The 16,710-nt window shown below is 65.5% G+C and carries 16 protein-coding genes; 7 read left to right on the top strand and 9 right to left on the bottom strand.

Annotated features, from left to right (window positions below; genetic code table 11):
* Window positions 1-21: 21 nt before the first annotated feature.
* Genes AC3ISA_RS16490 through rhmD form a run of 4 tightly spaced genes read right to left on the bottom strand, consistent with a single transcriptional unit; the run spans window position 22 to window position 3,742 of the window.
* Complete coding sequence (locus tag AC3ISA_RS16490; RefSeq protein WP_489178724.1) at window positions 22-924, bottom strand: amidohydrolase family protein; 903 nt, start codon at window positions 922-924, stop codon at window positions 22-24.
* 10 nt (window positions 925-934) lie between these two features.
* The gene (locus AC3ISA_RS16485) at window positions 935-1,684 is read right to left on the bottom strand and encodes an SDR family NAD(P)-dependent oxidoreductase (RefSeq protein WP_489178723.1); all 750 of its coding nucleotides are present in this window, start codon (window positions 1,682-1,684) and stop codon (window positions 935-937) included.
* Window positions 1,681-2,529 (bottom strand): 2,4-didehydro-3-deoxy-L-rhamnonate hydrolase, encoded by an 849-nt coding sequence (locus tag AC3ISA_RS16480; RefSeq protein ID WP_372692153.1) that lies wholly within the window; start codon window positions 2,527-2,529, stop codon window positions 1,681-1,683. Before AC3ISA_RS16480 ends, AC3ISA_RS16485 begins: the two co-directional genes overlap by 4 nt.
* A 19-nt stretch (window positions 2,530-2,548) precedes the next feature.
* Complete coding sequence (gene rhmD / locus AC3ISA_RS16475; RefSeq protein ID WP_489178722.1) at window positions 2,549-3,742, bottom strand: L-rhamnonate dehydratase; 1,194 nt, start codon at window positions 3,740-3,742, stop codon at window positions 2,549-2,551.
* 149 nt (window positions 3,743-3,891) lie between these two features.
* Here rhmD and AC3ISA_RS16470 point away from each other — a divergent pair, with 149 nt between their 5' ends.
* The 3 genes from AC3ISA_RS16470 to lldD are packed head-to-tail and all read left to right on the top strand — an operon-like array spanning window position 3,892 to window position 6,618.
* On the top strand, window positions 3,892-4,689 hold the full coding sequence (locus AC3ISA_RS16470; protein ID WP_489178721.1) for an IclR family transcriptional regulator: 798 nt from the start codon (window positions 3,892-3,894) through the stop codon (window positions 4,687-4,689).
* Between the two features lie 24 nt (window positions 4,690-4,713).
* On the top strand, window positions 4,714-5,475 hold the full coding sequence (gene lra1 / locus AC3ISA_RS16465) for an L-rhamnose 1-dehydrogenase Lra1 (RefSeq protein ID WP_489178720.1): 762 nt from the start codon (window positions 4,714-4,716) through the stop codon (window positions 5,473-5,475).
* A 9-nt stretch (window positions 5,476-5,484) separates the two neighbouring features.
* Window positions 5,485-6,618, top strand: a complete 1,134-nt coding sequence (gene lldD, locus AC3ISA_RS16460) for an FMN-dependent L-lactate dehydrogenase LldD (RefSeq protein WP_489178719.1) — start codon at window positions 5,485-5,487, stop codon at window positions 6,616-6,618.
* 68 nt (window positions 6,619-6,686) lie between these two features.
* Here lldD and AC3ISA_RS16455 read toward each other — a convergent pair whose 3' ends face one another.
* The 4 genes from AC3ISA_RS16455 to kduI form a co-directional block, all read right to left on the bottom strand.
* On the bottom strand, window positions 6,687-8,330 hold the full coding sequence (locus tag AC3ISA_RS16455) for a pectate lyase (protein WP_489178718.1): 1,644 nt from the start codon (window positions 8,328-8,330) through the stop codon (window positions 6,687-6,689).
* Window positions 8,331-8,485: 155 nt separating this feature from the next.
* Complete coding sequence (locus tag AC3ISA_RS16450; protein ID WP_489178717.1) at window positions 8,486-9,529, bottom strand: PfkB family carbohydrate kinase; 1,044 nt, start codon at window positions 9,527-9,529, stop codon at window positions 8,486-8,488.
* A 21-nt stretch (window positions 9,530-9,550) separates the two neighbouring features.
* The gene (gene kduD / locus AC3ISA_RS16445) at window positions 9,551-10,309 is read right to left on the bottom strand and encodes a 2-dehydro-3-deoxy-D-gluconate 5-dehydrogenase KduD (protein WP_489178716.1); all 759 of its coding nucleotides are present in this window, start codon (window positions 10,307-10,309) and stop codon (window positions 9,551-9,553) included.
* A gap of 22 nt (window positions 10,310-10,331) precedes the next feature.
* Window positions 10,332-11,177: a 5-dehydro-4-deoxy-D-glucuronate isomerase gene (gene kduI / locus AC3ISA_RS16440; protein ID WP_489180127.1), complete on the bottom strand. Its 846-nt coding sequence runs from the start codon at window positions 11,175-11,177 to the stop codon at window positions 10,332-10,334.
* 172 nt (window positions 11,178-11,349) lie between these two features.
* On the opposite strand from kduI, the gene AC3ISA_RS16435 reads away from it, so the two are divergent.
* Entirely contained in the window at window positions 11,350-12,012 is a 663-nt protein-coding gene (locus AC3ISA_RS16435) for an RpiB/LacA/LacB family sugar-phosphate isomerase (protein ID WP_489178715.1), read from the top strand.
* A gap of 45 nt (window positions 12,013-12,057) precedes the next feature.
* Here AC3ISA_RS16435 and AC3ISA_RS16430 read toward each other — a convergent pair whose 3' ends face one another.
* Window positions 12,058-13,143, bottom strand: a complete 1,086-nt coding sequence (locus AC3ISA_RS16430; RefSeq protein WP_372692162.1) for a LacI family DNA-binding transcriptional regulator — start codon at window positions 13,141-13,143, stop codon at window positions 12,058-12,060.
* Between the two features lie 234 nt (window positions 13,144-13,377).
* Between AC3ISA_RS16430 and AC3ISA_RS16425 the strand changes: the two genes are divergently transcribed.
* The 3 genes from AC3ISA_RS16425 to AC3ISA_RS16415 all read left to right on the top strand — a co-directional run bounded on the left by AC3ISA_RS16425 (window position 13,378) and on the right by AC3ISA_RS16415 (window position 16,542).
* On the top strand, window positions 13,378-14,079 hold the full coding sequence (locus tag AC3ISA_RS16425) for a 2-keto-4-pentenoate hydratase (RefSeq protein ID WP_489178714.1): 702 nt from the start codon (window positions 13,378-13,380) through the stop codon (window positions 14,077-14,079).
* Window positions 14,080-14,168: 89 nt separating this feature from the next.
* Window positions 14,169-15,455: an MFS transporter gene (locus AC3ISA_RS16420; protein WP_489178713.1), complete on the top strand. Its 1,287-nt coding sequence runs from the start codon at window positions 14,169-14,171 to the stop codon at window positions 15,453-15,455.
* 88 nt (window positions 15,456-15,543) lie between these two features.
* Window positions 15,544-16,542 carry an alpha/beta hydrolase gene (locus AC3ISA_RS16415; RefSeq protein WP_489178712.1) on the top strand — a complete coding sequence of 333 codons (999 nt, stop codon included), beginning with the start codon at window positions 15,544-15,546 and terminating at the stop codon, window positions 16,540-16,542.
* The last annotated feature ends 168 nt before the right edge of the window (window positions 16,543-16,710 follow it).

Raw genomic sequence — 16,710 nt, 5'->3', positions numbered from 1 at the left:
GCGGCTTCGGCGGAATGGGGGTCAGATGCGGTAGATCGCCTCGGCGTTGGCGGCGAACAGGCGGTCGCGCTCGTCGGCCGAGAAGTCGGCCGTGATCGCGTCGAAGGCGGAATAGAAGGCGTCGAAGGTTCCGTGGACGCTTTCGACGGGGAAGTCGGAGGCGAACATGGCTCGCTCGGTCCCAAAGGCGTCGATGCATTCCAGAACGACGGGGCGGATACTGTCAGGTGTCCAGGCGCGGTCCGTGATGCCCAGGCCCGAGATCTTGATCGAGACCTGAGGCTGGGCGGCCAGCAGGCGCAGGCCCGTGCGCCAGCGCTCCATGCCCGCCTCGTCCCGGTCGGTCGGCAGGCCGGCATGGTTGACGATCATGGGAATGTCGGGATGGCGCGCGGCGATGATGGCGGCGGTCTCCATCTGCGACGGATAAAGCTGAAGGTCGAACGACAGGCCGTGGCGCGCCAGCTTGGCGAAACCTTTGACCCACTGCGGATCGCGCAGCAGGTCGCGGTCGGTATAGGTCTTCAGCGGATCCTCGTGCCAGCAAACGATCTGGCGCACGCCGCGCACGTTCGGACGCGCCGCATGGGCCTCCAGCATGGCATCGAGGTCGGGATCGAGCAGGTCGGCGCCCGCGACGATGGCGTGCGGGTAGCCGCGGTCATCGGCCATGGACTGGAGCCAGTCGGTCTCGGACAACTGCTGGCCCACCGGCTGGCCGGCCTCGACGTGGACGATCTTGTCCACGCGCCATCCAGCCGTATCGGCCAGATAGTCGTCCAGCAGATAGTTCTTATGCGCGACGGGCGACATGTCCCCCGCCGGATTGTTCGGCAGGGGATCATCCTGAAGCCAGCCATAGCGCGCACGCGACAGGTCCCACAGGTGGACGTGGCCGTCGACGATACGCAGATCCGAACCCACCCGCGTGCGCCTAGTAAGTCGTACGTCCGCCCGACGTGTCGAACGTCGAGGCGGTGGTGAAGCTGCATTCTTCCGATGCCATGAAACAGACCATGGCGGCGCTCTCATCGACCTCACCCAGGCGACCCATCGGGATCTTGGATCGCATGTAGTCGACCTGGCTTTGCGGCATCTGGGCCAGGATCGGACTTTCGAAGGTGGCGGGGGTCAGGCTGTTGGCGATGACGCCCTTGCCCGCCAGTTCCTTGCCCAGCGACTTGGTGAAGCCGATGACGCCGGCCTTGGACGCCGAATAGGCGCTGGCGTTGGGGTTGCCTTCCTTGCCCGCGACCGAGGCCACGTTGACGATGCGGCCATAGCCGTTGGTCAGCATGAAGGGCACGATGGCGCGCGAGCAGTAGAAGACGCCGTTCAGATTGATGTCGACGACGCGCTTCCAACTGTCGATCGGAAACTCGTGCACCGGCACGGTGGCGCCGGTGATGCCGGCCGAGGCGATCAGGATGTCGATCCTGCCCAAGGCCTTGTTTGATTCCTCGGCCGCCGCAGCGACGGCGTCGGCGTCCGAGACGTCCAGGGCCACGACGTGGGTCGCGCCGACCTCCTCGGCCGCCGCCTTCAGCGCATCGGCGTTCAGATCCCACAGTACGACCTTGCCACCCTCGGCGACGATGCGGGCGGCCGAGGCCTTGCCCAGGCCCGAGGCGCCGCCGGTGACGACGGCGGTGCGGCCCGCGAAGCGCCCTTGATAAGCGCTCATCGCGTCCACTCCACGAAGGTCTGGCCCTGTTCGCCCAACTTCTGGATGCCCAGGCGAACCGTGTCTCCGGCCTTCAGATAGAGCGGCGGCTTCTGGCCCAGGCCCACGCCCGGAGGGGTGCCCGTGGTGATCAGGTCGCCGGGCTCCAGCGTCATGAACTCCGACAAATAGGAGACGATTTCGGCGACGCCGAAGATCATGGTCTTGGTGTTGCCGGTCTGCATGCGCTTGCCGTTCAGGTCCAGCCACATGTCCAGGTTCTGGACGTCGCCCACTTCGTCGCTAGTGACGATCCAGGGACCGACGGGACCGAAGGTGTCGCAACCCTTGCCCTTGTCCCAGGTGCCGCCGCGCTCGGTCTGATAGGCGCGCTCGGACACGTCGTTGATCAGCACATAGCCGGCGACGTGATCCAGCGCCTCGTCCTGGGTGACGTAGGTGGCGGGCTTGCCGATCACGATGCCCAGCTCGACTTCCCAGTCGGTCTTTTCCGAACCGCGCGGAATGATCACGTCATCGTTCGGCCCGTTCAGGCAGGTGATGGCCTTGGTGAAGACCACCGGCTCGCCCGGGATGGGCAGGTTGGATTCGGCGGCATGGTCGGCGAAGTTCAGGCCGATGGCGATGAACTTGCGGCTGCCGTTCACCGGCACGCCATATCGGGGTTCGCCCTCGACCAGGGGAAGCGTAGCCGGGTCGATGGCCTTCAGCGCCTCAAGCGCCGCACCATGCAGTTGGTCCGGCGTGATGTCGGCGACGACGCCCGACAGGTCGCGAATGCGCCCCTCGGCGTCCAGCGTGCCCGGCTTTTCCTGGCCCCTAGGGCCGTAACGCAGCAGTTTCATTCTTTAAGTGTCTTTCGTCTTAGCGCGCGTAGGGGCGATGCAGGGCGATGTCGCGGTTCAGCTCGACGCCGAAACCGGGCGCATCCGGCACCTTGAGCTTGCCGTTCACCGGAACCGGCTCGCCGATCAGCTGGGGATGGAACATGGGCACGACTTCGTCGGCGCCGGGGGCCATCATCAGGAACTCCGCGAACGGGCTGTTATGGCGCGTCACGACGAAGTGGTAGGAATAGACGCTGGATCCGTGCGGGATCATCAGCACGCCCTTGGCGTCGGCCAGGGCGGAGATCTTGATCAGTTCGGTGACGCCGCCGCACCAGCCCACGTCCGGCTGGATGATGTCGCAGCATTCCATCTCCAGCAGCATGCGGAAGCCCCAGCGGGTCGCCTCGTGCTCGCCCGTGGTGACCAGCATCCCCTTGGGCGCGTTCTTCTTCAGCGCCTGATAGCCCCAGTAGTCGTCGGGGCTCAGCGCCTCCTCGATCCACTTCAGACCCAGCTTGTGCGCCTCGTGCGCCAGACGCGTGGCGTAGTTCAGATCCAGCGCCATCCAGCAGTCGAACATCAGCCAGAAGTCGTCGCCGCAGGCGTTCCTCATGGCCTCCAGCTCGGCGATGTTCTTGTGCAGGCCTTCCTCGCCCTCGGCGGGGCCGTGGTGCAGGGGCGTCTTGCCGCCGATGAAGCCGAGTTCCTTGGCTTTGTCGGGCCGCGCGCCGGTGGCGTAGAAGGTCAGTTCGTCGCGCACCGCCCCGCCCAGCATGGCGAAAACCGGCTCCTGGCGCAGACGCCCGAGCAGATCCCACAGGGCCAGATCGACGCCGGAGATTGCGTTCACGACCAAGCCCTTGCGGCCGTAATACTGGGTGGAGAAATACATCTGGTCCCAGATCTTCTCGACCTCGGACGGATCGCGGCCTTCCAGGAAGCGGGCCAGGTGTTTCTCGACGATATAGGCGGCGGGTTCGCCGCCGGTCGTCACCGCGAAACCGACGACGCCGTTCTCGGCCTCGATCTCGACCACCAGCGTGCCCAGCACATTGATGCCGAAGCTGCGGCGGCTCTGGCGATACTCGGGATATTTGGCCATCGGCGTGGCGATATGATCATCGATCCAGTGGCCGTCGCCCTGGTCATGATAGTCGGCGCCGCCCCCGGTTCCATCGTTCTTCACGACGAAGGCGCGGACGTGTTTGATCTTCGGCAGGCGGCTCATTGAGAAATCACCGGCATTTGGTGATTTGCTCCCATCATGCGGGATTTCACTGGCTTTCCTCCGTGCGCCGCGTCAAACTCAACCCAGTTCCCCGGACAAGCTTGCGTGTTTTGCTACATTCTGAGAATGAGGATTACGAAATGGGACGAGTGACGTCAATCAAGACCGCACAGGTCGATGGGGAAGAAGAAGTCGGCGCCAAGGCGTCCGGCAGTCAGACCCTGCTGCGCGGCCTGGATGTGATCGACGCCCTGATGGAGGGCTCGCTGCCTCTGGCCGAGCTGTCCGAGAAGCTGGACCTGACCCGCAGCACGACCCACCGCTTGGCTTCGGCCCTGGTGGATCGTCGTCTGCTGTCGTTCCGCCCGCGTGAGGGATATTCTCTTGGCCCGAAATTGCTGGAACTGGGCCATGCGGCCAGCCAGCAGATGCACCTGCCGCGCGTCGCCCGGCCTTGGCTGGAACAGCTGTCGGCCCAGACCGACGACACGGTTCACCTGGGTGTGCTCGATGGTCGCCACGCTCTTTATCTGGACAAGGTCGCCGGTCGCCGCCGCATCAACATCGGCTCGCGCCTGGGCGAACGCCATCCCATCGCCTCGACGGGCCTGGGCAAGGCCCTGATTCTCGACAAGTCCGAGCCGGACTGGATCGACTTCTATGCGCCGGAGGGCGCGCCCTATGATTCGTCGGCCCGCGCCGTCTGGCTGGAGCGGATGCACGGCTATGCCCAGAAGGGCTACGCCTTCGACCTGGAAGAGAACGAGGACCAGATCCGCTGCGTCGCCGCCCCGATCCGTTCGGTGGACGGCCATATCGTCGCGGCGCTCAGCGTCTCCTCGGCCGCCCAATACATGTCCGACGCCCGGATGACGGAACTGACCAAGACCGTCACCGACGCCGCCAACGCCATCAGCGCCGACCTCGGTTGGCTGCCGAAACCCTGAACACATTGAAACGCCGGAGCCCGCATGCTGCTTGAGAACAAGGTCGTCCTGATCACGGGCGCATCGCGGGGTATCGGACGGGCGACGGCGATAGAGGCCGCACGCCAGGGCGCCAATGTCGCCATCAACACCTACAAGGACGACGCGGCCGCCGACGAGGTCGTGGCCGAGATCGAGGCCCTGGGCCGCAAGGCCATCGTGGTCGATGCCGACGTGGCCCTGCCGGACAGCGCGACAACCTTCGTGAATGCGGCCGTCGCGGCGTTCGGGCGCGTGGACGTCTTCGTGTCCAACGCCGGCATTTGCCCCTTCCACGGCTTCCTCGACATGCCGGTCGAGACCCTGCGTCGCACGATGGAGGTCAATCTGCACGGGGCCTATTTCATGACCCAGGCGGCGGCGAACCAGATGGTGAAGCAAGGGGAGGGTGGATCGATCGTCGCCATCAGCTCGATCTCGGCCCTGGTCGGCGGCGAGATGCAGACCCACTACACCCCGACCAAGGCGGGGGTGCACAGCCTGATGCAATCCTGCGCCGTCGCCCTGGGTCGCCATGGCATCCGCTGCAACTCGGTCCTGCCCGGCACCATCGCCACCGACATCAACAAGGACGATCTCGCCGACCCGGCCAAGCGCGAGTATATGGAGGGCCGCATCCCGCTGGGGCGCCTGGGCCGGCCCGAGGACATCGCCTCGGTCGTCGCCTTCCTGGCTTCGGACATGGCCGGTTACATGTCCGGCGCGGCCCTGCTGGTCGACGGCGGCGCCTTCGCCAACTTCCAGTAAGGCGATCCGATGATCATCTCGTCGCCCAGTGACTATCGCGAGGCCGCGCGGCGCAAGCTGCCGCCTTTCCTGTTCCACTATATCGACGGCGGCGCCTACGCCGAGCAAACCCTGCGCCGCAACGTCGAGGATTGGCAGGCCATCGCGCTTCGCCAGCGCGTCCTGCAGGACATGACCAGCCTCAGCCTGGAAACCCGGCTGTTCGACGAGACCCTGCGCCTGCCGATCATTCTGGCGCCCGTCGGCCTGACCGGCATGTACGCCCGGCGCGGCGAGGTGCAGGCGGCCAAGGCGGCGGCGTCGCGCGGCGTGCCCTTCACCCTGTCCACCGTCTCGGTCTGTCCGATCGAGGAGGTGGCGCCCGCCATCGACCGGCCCATGTGGTTCCAGCTGTATGTGCTGCGCGACCGGGGCTTCATGAGAAATGCGCTGGAGCGCGCCAGGGCCGCCGGGGTCAAGACCCTGGTCTTCACCGTCGACATGCCGACACCCGGCGCCCGCTACCGCGACGCCCATTCGGGCATGAGCGGCCCCAACGCCGAAATCCGCCGCATGGCCCAGGCCATGACCCATCCGGCCTGGGCGTGGGACGTGGGGCTGAACGGACGACCGCACGATCTGGGCAATGTGTCCGCCTATCTGGGCAAGCCGACAGGCCTGGCCGACTATATCGGCTGGCTGGCCAACAACTTCGATCCGTCGATCTCGTGGAAGGACCTGCAATGGATCCGCGACTTCTGGGACGGGCCGATGATCATCAAAGGCATTCTGGACGCTCAGGACGCCCGTGACGCGGTCAGCTTCGGCGCCGACGGCATCGTGGTGTCGAACCATGGCGGGCGTCAGTTGGACGGGGTGCTGTCGTCTGCCCGCGCCTTGCCGGCCATCGCCGAGGCGGTGAAAGGCGATCTGAAAATCCTGGTCGATTCCGGCATCCGCAACGGCCTGGACGTGGTGCGCGCCATCGCCTTGGGCGCTGACGCCGTCCTGCTGGGGCGGGCCTTCGTCTATGCGCTGGCGGCGGATGGGGAGGCCGGTGTCGGCAATCTGCTCGACCTGTTCGAGAAAGAGATGCGGGTGGCGATGACGTTGACCGGGGCGAAGTCGGTTGGCGGGATCACGCGGGACATGCTGGCGCTCTAACCAAGCGGTCGCACTCCTCAACTCGTCATTCTCGCCCTCGTGGCGAGGATGACGAAATGTGGGGTGGCCTACGCCCCCAGCGCCTCGATCAGGTCTCCCATGTTGCGGATGAAGACCGAGGTCGAGACGCCCTCGACCGGGAAATCCGTCTGATAAGGCGAGGTGTCCCACAGGTCGCCGACACGGGTCATCTGATACTCGCCGCCGGTCACCGCCGTGGGCGAAGGCCCCTTGTACGGATTGGACGTCGTGGTCAGCGGCGTGGGCCAGTAGCCGCGTGTGTTCAGCCCGGCCATCACCTCGGCGGCGCGGTTCGCGTGCGGACGGGTCGGACGACGGGCGTCGCTGGACATGTCCCAGACATCCACGTCCTGAAGCGTGAAATATTTCGGCAGATTCAGCGAGCCGGGACGCGCCTTCAGCGGCGAGCCTTGCGTGGCCTCATCGACCGGCAGGGCGGACAGGCGCGCATATTCGGCGCGCAGGGCAGGGGTGTCCACGTTGCGGAACGAGCCGTAGTGGACGATCAGATTGGTGGGGTTGTCGTCGGAATAATACTGGCCGTTGGCGATGTTGGACCCGCGTCGGTGGATGTAGATCGGCGTGTTGGCGCCTTCCAGAACGAAGGTCGGGTGCGTGCGGCCCGGCGTGTTCAGCGGCGGCTTGGTCGCCACCTGATCAAGCCAGTCCATCGCCTCGGGCAGGCGCGCCAGATATTTCCGGTCACCGGTCAGGCGATAGAAGCCCAGCATCGACTTGATGTTGGTCCCCGTCGCATGGGTGACGAAGGCCTGGGGCTCGATGGTCCGGGCGCCGGCGGGCTTCAGTGTGTCGGGGAAGTGCTGCAAGCCCCAGGCCGGTTGCGGCTGCGGCTGCTGGGTCTTCACGAAGATGTCCATGCCGCGGTTGATGGCGTCCAGCACCTTGGCGTCGCCCCGGCCGTTCCGCGCCAGGCCGTGATAGGCGTAGATCAGGAACTCCAGGTTCTCGCCCGCCACATCGTCGTTGAAGGTGATGTAGGGGGTATAGTCCGCGTGCCCATGCAGGCCGCCGTTCTGGACGAATGGATAGCGCTGGGGCCAGCCGCCGTTTTCGTACTGGCTCTCCAGCACGAAGCTGATCGCCATGTTCAGCGGCGCCAGATATTTGCGGTCCTTCTTCTCCAGATAGACCCGCAGCAAAAGTTGAGACGCCTCGGCCGTGCCCGCGTCGTCGAACGTCGCATTGCCATAGTAGTGGTGGTATTCTTCCAGCCGCCAGGCGTTGGCGGCGACCGTGCCATACCACTCCTTCAGCGACTCCTCGCCGGCGGTGTCGATGACATAGTTCCAGCCGCCCAATGGGTGCTGGCCCTTGACCAGGGCGTCGGCGGCCTTCTTGGCGGCTTCGTAATAGAAGTCGTCGCCGGTGGCGTGATAGGCGTCCAGGAACAGGTGGCCCACGGTCGCCGTGCCGGGCGGCTGGACCCAGATCATGGTCGGGCTGGCTTCCAGCTCGCCCCAGCGGCGCGAGAAGTCGGGAAGGTACTGCCAGACATAGCCGCCCTCGACGGCGGCCTCCTCGCTCATGAATCGGGCGGCGCGCTTCATGGCGTCCAGGACGGCGGGGCGCTCGGGAGAGGTCTGGGCGAAGGCGGGGCCGGATGCGGCGACGAAGGTGGCGGCGGCGCCGGCGGCCAGCAGGGCGCGGCGGTTCATGGACATGACGGACATCGGAACTCCTGGTGTGACCTCGGACGGTTCTTGGCGACCGTTTCGAAGCGTTACTCAAGCATGACTGACACCGGTTTCCTAGTGCTTCGTCGTCAATGAAAAAGGCCGCATGGACTTCTCCACGCAGCCTCCACCAAATCACGATGTTTGCGGCCTCAGCGGCGGATATCGAACCCGCCGTCGCCCATGGCCGCGCGCACCTCGTCGGCCGTGAACAGATTGAAGTCGCCGGGCACGGAGTGCTTCAGCCCGGCGGCGGCCAGGCCGAAGTCCAGCGCCTCCTGATCCGACCATCCGCTCCACAGTCCGAACAGCACGCCGGAGGCGAAGGCGTCGCCGCCGCCGACGCGGTCCACGACGCCGGCCATTTGAATGGCCTCGGCGTTTGTCTCGATCACCCCATCGCCGTCGCGCGTCAGCATAACCGCCGACAAGGCCTGGTCGGCGACGCTTTCCTGGACGCGCAGGGTGCAGGCGATTCGTTGCAGGCGGGGGAAGGCGGCGAAGGCGGCCTTGGCGGCCTCGCGACGGCGAACGGCCGGATCGGCGCTGTCGAACTTCGTCTTCAGAACCAGGGCGAAGTCACGATCGTCGGCGAAAGCGACCGTGGCGCCCGAAAGCATCCTGCCTAGGGTGGTCGGCGGATCGCCGTCCCACTGTTCCCACAGCTTGCCGCGGAAGTTGCCGTCATAGCTGACCTTCACGCCCTTGCGGACGGCGGCCTCGATGATGGCCTCGGCGGCGGCCGAACCGTTCGGCCCCGTCGCCGGCGTCACGCCCGAGGCGTGCAACCATTCGACCCCGTCCAGCAACTGATCCCAGTCGAAGGCCGTATCGACATGCTCAACGAAGGCCGAACCGGCGCGGTCGTAAAGCACTTCCGACGGACGACGCACCGCGCCGGGCGTCAGAAAATACAGGCCCATGCGACCCGACTTGAATACGACCTGCGAGGTGTCGACGCCGTGCTTGCGCACCTCGTCGCGCACGCCTCGGCCAAGCGCATTGTCGGCCAGGACCGTCGCCACGCCGGTCGGCGCGCCAAAGCGGGCCAGGGACACGGCGACGTTCGCCTCGGCCCCCGCCGGACGGATCGTCAGGGCGGGGGACTGCATCAGCAGTTCGTTGTCGTTGGGCGAGAACCGCAGCAGCATCTCGCCGAAGCAAAGAATCCTGCCGCCCGAGGCGTGGTCTGTCATGGTCGGAAGGCTAGCCTTAGATCAGCGTGCTTGCCAGCCGCCGTCGACCGGCAGGATGGCGCCCTGGACATAGTCCGAGGCCCGGCTGGCCAGGAAGACGGCTGCGCCGCCCAAGTCCGAAGGCTCGCCCCAGCGACCGGCGGGGATGCGGCCCAGGATCTCGGCCGAACGGACCGGATCCTCGCGCAGGGCCTGGGTGTTGGCCGTGGCGAAATAGCCGGGGGCGATGGCGTTTGCGGTGATGCGGTGCGGCGCCCACTCGTTGGCCATCAGCTTGGTCAGGCCGGCGACGCCCGACTTGGAGGCGGTGTAGGAAGGCACGCGGATGCCGCCCTGGAAGGACAGCATGGAGGCGATGTTGATGATCTTGCCGCCGTCGCCCTGTTTGATGAACAGGCGGGCGACCGCCTGGCTCATGAAGAAGACCGTCTTGAGGTTGATGTTCATCACGAGGTCCCAGTCGGCCTCGGTGAAGTCCACCGCATCAGCGCGACGGATCAGGCCGGCGTTGTTCACCAGGATGTCGATCCGGCCCATGGCGGCCAGGGCTTCCTGAACCACGCGTTCGACCGGCTCGATCGAGGTCAGATCGGCGCTGATCGAGGCGGCGCGACGGCCCAGGGCCTGGACCTTGGCGACCGTGTCGTCGGACTCCGACAGGGCGACCGAGACGATGTCGGCGCCAGCCTCGGCCAGGGCCAGGGCGATGCCTTGACCCAGACCCACGTTGCCGCCGGTGACCAGGGCGACCTTGCCGGTCAGGTCGAACGGATTGCTCATGTTTTTCTTCCTCTTGTCCTGATTACTTCAACTGGCAGATGTCGAGCTTGTACATGTCGGTGTAGTCGAGATTTTCACCGCCCATGCCCCAGATGAAGGTGTAGTTCGACGTGCCTGCGCCCGTGTGGATCGACCACGGCGGGCAGATCACGGCCTCGCCGTCGGCGATGACGATGTGTCGCGACTTGTCCGGCTCGCCCATGAAGTGGAAAACGCGGTCATCCTCGCCCAGGCCGAAATAGAGGTAGGCTTCCGAGCGGCGGTCGTGAATGTGCGGCGGCATGGTGTTCCATACCGAGCCAGGCTTGAGCACCGTCACACCCAGCAGCAGCTGGCAGGACTTCACCTTGGCCGGCACGACATACTGGTAGATGGTCCGTTCGTTCGATGTCTCCAGCGCGCCCATTTCCAGCGGCACGGCCTCGTCGATCGAGATCTTGGTCAGGTTGTAGCGGGCGTGGGCCGGGGTGGCGACCAGATAGAATTTCGCGGGCTCGGCCGGGTTGTTCGAGGCGAAGCTGACCTCGCTCGACCCCATCGGCACATACAGGCCGTCGCGGAAGCCCAGTTCGATCGTCTCGCCATCCACGGTGATCGAACCGGCGCCGCCGATATTGACCACGCCGAGTTCGCGGGCTTGCAAGAACGGCGCGCCGGCCAGTGACGGCGGCTCGGAATGGGTGGGCAAACTCAAGGCGGTCTCGGCCGGTGTCGCGCCGCCGATGATCATGCGTTCGTGGTGGGAATAGTTCAGGCTGATCTTGTCCGAAACGAACAGGCCCTCGATCAGATAGCGATCACGCAGCTGCTGGTTCGAGGCGCCGTCCATCATGTCGGGATGGGTCGCCTGATAGACTTTGTCGTACATGGGGTCGTACATGCCGTCTCCCTAGGAACTCGCACCGCGAGCCACAGTGACGGATCTTGCGTCCGTCCTTCTGTGGACTAGGTAACCGGTGTCATATTATGATGCAATGGATTAGACCATAATCGCCGACATCTGTTCGGCATCGCTTCGCCACCGTCTTGAGGATTCCCCCATGAAGATCGCTCTCATCATCGAAAACAGCCAGGCCGCCAAAAGCGAGACGGTGCATGCCGCGCTGACCGCCGTCGCGGAGCCCCTGGGCCACGAAGTCTTCCACTATGGAATGTATGCGGCCGAGGATAAGGCCTCGCTGACCTATGTGATGAACGGCGTCCTGACCGCCATCCTGCTGAACTCGGGCGCCGCCGATTTCGTCGTCACCGGCTGCGGCACGGGCACGGGATCGATGCTGGCCTGTAACAGCATGCCGGGCGTCTTCTGCGGCCTGATCATCGACCCGACCGACGCCTTCCTGTTCGGCCAGATCAATGACGGCAACGCCATCTCCATGCCTTACGCCAAGGGCTTTGGCTGGGCGGCGGAACTGAACCTGCAGGACGTCTATCGCAAGCTGTTCGAAGGCGAGCGCGGTCTGGGCTATCCGCGTGAGCGGGCCGAGATCATGCGCAAGAATCGCGGCGTGTTGAGCGACCTGAAGGCCGTGACCTGCCACGACATGCTGACGGTGCTGAAGACGATGGACCAGGACCTGCTGAAGGCCGCCATCGCCGGCGAGCGCTTCCAGGACTACTTCTTCGCCAACGCCACCGACGAAGGCATCCGCGACTATCTGAAGAGTGTTCTCGCCGCCAAGCCCGTTCTCGAAACGGCTTAAGGCCTAGAGGTCGGCGCGCGATCACGCGCGCCGACCGACCTTCTTTCAGGCCGCAGGAATCGCCGACTTGCGCACCACCAGGGCCGGTCGGACTTCCGGCTGCTGCATCTTGGCCGGATCGACGCCGCGCATCGGCGCCAGCAGCTTTTCGGCCGCCATCCGCCCCATGTCGCGGATCGGCAAGCGCACCGACGTCAGATTGGGCCAGACCCGCGCCGCCATTGGCAGGTCGTCGAAGCCCACGAGCGACAGGTCGCGCGGCAGTTCCAGCCCACGATCCCGCGCCGCCTGCATCACGCCGATGGCCATGTCGTCGTTCAGGGTGAAGATGGCGGTCGGCGGCGTATCCAGCGCCAGCAAAGCGTGCCCGGCCTCGACGCCCGATTCGAACGTATAGGCGCCCTTGAAGTCATAGGCCGGGTCCAGCGGTATGCCCCGCTCGGCCAGGGCGTCCAGGAAGCCCTTGCCCCGCACGGCCGACGACCGGAACAGGTCCGGGCCGCGCACCAGGCCGATTCGCCTGTGCCCCAGGTCGGCCAGATGCGCCGCCGCCTCGGCCGCGCCGATCCAGTCGTTGGTGACTACCATGGCCTGCGGCTCGTCCAGCGCCACCGAGGCGATGCGGACATAGGGGCAGTCCAGGTCCCGCAGCAGGTCGATGACCTGTTTGTCCTCCGACACCGACGGCGGCATGATGACGCCATACAGACGCTGGCGCTCGACGAAGCCTCGAATGTCTTCGAGCAGGGTAGGGGAGTTGCGGTTGCAGGGGTGGACGACCAGCTCCAGTCCCGAACCCTTCAGCGCATCCAGCACACCCTGCTGCATGTTCACGACATAGGTCGGGCTGGGGTTGTCGTAGATCAGGCCAACGAGGAACGAGCGCCGGAACGCCAGGCCGCGCGCCTGGGGATCGGGGGTGAAGCCCAGGGTCTTGATGACGGCGTTGACCCGTTCGCGCGTGTCTTCCTTGACGAACGGCGATTGGTTGATGACCCGCGAGACGGTCTTCTTGGAGACCTGCGCCTCTCTGGCGACATCGTTGATCGTGGCCCGCTTGCCCGGTTTGCCGGATCGCGGATCGTCTTGAGCCAAGGTTCGGCTCCTTCCCTCTGTGCAACGCAAAGGCATAGCCGCGACTCGCCGTCAGCGCCATGGGGCGATGCTAAAGCGCATTGACACCGGTTTCCTTCGTGGCTCTTATCGAAGCTTATTCACGAGGCGACCCTTTTGACTTCGACCCCTTCTCTCGCGAGCCAAGCCGATGCGCTGTCGGCAGATCCCGCCGCGATCGCACAGCAGTTCGTCGCAGCGCGCCTGGCTGCGCGCAACACACCCGATTATCCAGGCGTGATTCCTCAGAGCATGGCCGAATCCTACGCCATTCAGGACATCGCCATCGGCCTGTTCCCCGATGAGGTCGTGGGATGGAAGGTGGGCGGCGTGCCGCCGGCGCAGCAGCCGAAGTTGGGCATCCACCGCCTGGCCGGCGCCATCTTCGCCCGCAACGTCTGGCCTGCACCCGGCGAGACGGTCGTGCCGCTGCCCGAGATCGAAGGCGGGTTCGCCGCCGTCGAATCGGAGTTCATCGCCCGCATCGGCGCCGACGCCGATCCCGCCAAGACCGACTGGACCATCGAAGAAGCCACGGCCGCCGTGGACAAGGTCTTCATCGGCGTCGAACTGGCCGGCAGCCCCCTGTCGGCGATCAATGAGCTGGGTTCGGCCGTCGTCGCCTCCGATTTCGGCAACAACGGCGGGCTGATGATCGGCCCCGAGGTCGAGAATTGGCGCGAGCGCCTGGACGGCATCGAGGTCGAGACCGTCATCAACGGCGCCAGCGTCGGCACGGGCGGTTCGCCCTCGCTGGCCGGCGGCGCGATGGAATCGGTGCGTTTCCTGCTGGAGCATTGCGCGCGCTGGGGCCGTCCGCTGAAGGCGGGCACGCTGGTCTCGACCGGCGCCGTCACCGGCGTCCACCGTGTCCACGCGGGCGACGAGGCCGTGTGCATCTTCAAGGGTATCGCAGAACTTCATTGTTCGGTCGTCAGGGCCGAGGCCAAGTAAACATCACCGGACGTCAACCCCGCCGCCGTTCAGGGACGGTAAAGAGCAGGGACGCGTCGAGGAATATTTAGGAACGGGTTTTCATAACCATGTCAGACGCTTCCGTCGCGCCGCCGATTCAGATCAAGGCGCCGTCACCCGGCAAGTACCGGTGGCTGATCATGTGGCTGCTGTTCGCGGCCATGGTCATCAACTACGTCGACCGGCAGATGATCGGCTTCCTCAAGCCGACCCTGTCCGTCGAAATGGGCTGGTCGGAGACCGACTATGCCGACATCGTCTTCTACTTCCAGGCCACCTACGCGCTGTTTTATGCGATCTGGGGCCGGCTGATGGACAAGATCGGGGCCCGGTGGGGCCTGGGGATCGCGTTCGCCATCTGGCAGGTCGGCCACATCCTGCATGCCGGGGCGCGCGATCTGTCCCACTTCATCATGGCCCGGATGGTGCTGGGCGCCGGTGAGGCCGGGGGCTTCCCCGGGGGTATCAAGGCTGTCACCGAGTGGTTCCCCAAGAAGGAACGCGCCCTGGCGACCGGCCTGTTCAACGCCGGCACCAACATCGGCGCCATCGTCACGCCCCTGATCGTGCCGATCCTGGTGCTGTCGTTCGGCTGGCAAATGGCCTTTGTCATTACCGGCGCCCTGGGTCTGATCTGGCTGCCGATCTGGCTGCTGGTCTATCGCAAGCCCCGCGAGCAAAAGCGCCTGTCCGCGACTGAACTGGCCTATATCGAACAGGATCCGGCCGACACGGACGAGAAGGTGGGCTGGCTCAAGCTACTCACCGTCAAGGAAACCTGGGCCTATGCGGCGGGCAAGTTCCTGATCGATCCGATCTGGTGGATGTTCCTGTTCTGGCTGCCGGACTTCCTGGGCAAGCGTTACGGCCTGGACCTGAAGACCTTCGGTCCGCCTATCGTCGCCATCTATCTGTTGTCGGACGTGGGTTCCGTGGGCGGGGGCTGGCTGTCGTCTCGGATGATGCATATGGGCATCAGCCTGAACAAGGCGCGCAAGCTGACCATGCTGTTGTGCGCCGTACTGGCCGTGCCGGTCATGTTCGCCGCAGAGGCGTCGAACCTGTGGGTTGCGGTCCTGATCATCGGCCTGGCCACAGCGGCGCACCAGGGCTTCTCGGCCAACCTCTATGCCCTGCCGGGCGATGTCTTTCCGAGAAAAGCCGTGGGGTCGGTGGTCGGCATCGGCGGAATGCTGGGCGGTATCGGGGGGATGGCGTTCTCCAAATACGTCGGCCAGATCCTGGAGAAGATCGGCACCTATACGCCCATCTTCATCGTGGCCGGTTCGGTCTATCTGATCGCGCTTCTGGTCATCCACCTGATCATGCCGAAGTACGAGCCGGCCAAGGTCTGACGAACGGCGCTGGGGTATAGGCCCCGACGCATCGAGGATTGCGGCCGGGCGAGCGATCGTCCGGCCGTCGTCTTTTCAGCATGTGAGCATGACGATGGATATGGAACGCAGGACGCTTCTGGGCCTGGCCGCAGGGGCCGGGATAGCCTTGGGCGTTACAGGCGCACGGGCGCAGACGATCGCCGACGGCGGACGGGCCGGCCCGGCCGACCCGACCGAGATCATCCACCTGTGGCCCGACGGGGCGCCGGGCGGGCAGGGGGTGACGGTCACGCCGATCGTGCCGGAACGCTCGACCGATCCCGCCTTCCACGACCGTTACGCCCAATATACGACCGACCCGATCCTGACCGTCTTCCGGCCTGAGCGTCCGAACGGTTCGGCAATGCTGCTGATCCCCGGCGGGGGCTATCGCTGGGCCGTGCTGGACAAGGAGGGTTACGACGTTGCGCGCGTCTTCGCGGCCAGTGGCACGACCTGTTTCGTCCTGCGCTATCGCCTGCCGGCCGACGGCTGGGCGGCCGGGGCCGATGCGCCGCTTCAGGACGCCCAACGCGCCATTTGCCTGATCCGCAGCCGCGCCGCCGACTATGGCGTCGATCCGCAGAAGATCGCGGTCCTTGGCGCTTCGGCAGGAGGGCATTTGGCGGGTCTGGTCAGTGCACGGACGGACGCGACCTATCCGGCGACGGACGCCGCCGACGCCCTGTTCCTGCGGCCGGATCTGACCGTGCTGATGTATCCGGTGGCGACCATGACGGACCCCCATGTCCACGCCGGATCGCGCACCCATCTGCTGGGCGAGACGCCGTCGCCGGCGCGGATCGCGGCCTATTCGCTGGAGCAGATGGACTGGCGCGGCGCCGCCCCCGTCTTCCTGCTGCACGCCATCGACGACGCCTCGGTGCCGGTCGAGAACAGCCTGCAACTGCTGACCACGCTCAAGGCCGCCGCCGTCCCGACCGAGGCGCATCTGTTCCAGGAAGGCGGCCACGGCTTTGGCGTCCGCCTGATCCAGGGCAAGCCCGCCCAGGTTTGGCCCGATCTGATCCGCGCATGGGCCGCCCGGCTCGATTTCGCGCTTTAGGAAATCGGGGAGTCCAACTTCGACTGCGGGTCTTCGGTTCGCCGAGGTAACGACCTGCCCGGCGCACTTGCCGCCGTCCCTGAACTAGCCATCCTATTTCGACGCTGACCAATGTTGATTTGTCAGGTGTTTTTCTTCGTGAACGACAATCGACCTAACAGGCCTCTG

The sequence above is a fragment of the Brevundimonas sp. KH_058 genome, assembly GCF_057838505.1.
Note: the sequence above shows the minus strand (reverse complement) of the source record. Positions and strands in the feature narration are given on the sequence as shown.